This window comes from Psychrobacter sp. T6-1, from assembly GCF_052258445.1.
On sequence record NZ_JBQQFC010000663.1, the window covers coordinates 1 to 767 of the forward strand.

The 767-nt window shown below is 48.2% G+C and carries 1 protein-coding gene; it reads right to left on the bottom strand.

What is annotated here, in order from left to right:
- A partial coding sequence (locus ACTXGO_RS15255; protein ID WP_443575113.1) for a class 1 fructose-bisphosphatase occupies positions 1 to 767 on the bottom strand: 767 nt, incomplete at both ends.

Below are 767 nucleotides of genomic sequence, written 5' to 3' on the forward strand. Positions count from 1 at the left end.
CCGCCTGCGCGCTCAATCAGTAAGCTCATAGGGTTGGCTTCGTACATTAAGCGTAGTTTGCCCGCTTTTTTGGCGTCCTTGGTATCAAGAGGATAAGTAAATAGGCCGCCGCGGCACAAGATGCGGTGCACATCACCGACCATAGCTGCTACCCAGCGCGTATTAAAATCGCGTCCTCGCACCCCAGTCTTGCCTGCGATAAGCTCGTCAATGTACTGCTGCATAGGCGCTTGCCAGTAACGATAGTTTGAGCCGTTGATAGCATACTCACTGGTATCTGCATCAATCTGGACATTGTCTTCTATTAAGACATAATCGTTGGTATCTGGATCTAGGCTGAACATGACCACTTTATCGTCGATGGTCAAAGCCATGACCGTTGAGGTACCATATAGCAGATAACCTGCTGCTAGCTGCTGATGACCTGCCTGCAAAAAGTCGCTGTTTTCACTGAGATGACCTGGGCGTAAGTAAGGGAGAATAGAGAATATCGTACCAACTGCCATATTGATATCGATGTTTGAGGAGCCATCCAACGGATCAAATAACACCAGCAAGCTGCCATCAACGTTGGCAGGTGTTGCATCATCCAATTCCTCTGAGGCAACACCTGCGCAGTGAGGGTTTTGGCTAAGCGCATCTAAGAGTAAATCATTGGCCAAGACATCGAGCTTTTTTTGTTCTTCGCCCTGCACGTTTTGATTGCCAGCTTCGCCCATAATATCAGCAAGCGCACCTTTTCTAAGTAACTCTGATATGGTGATGCC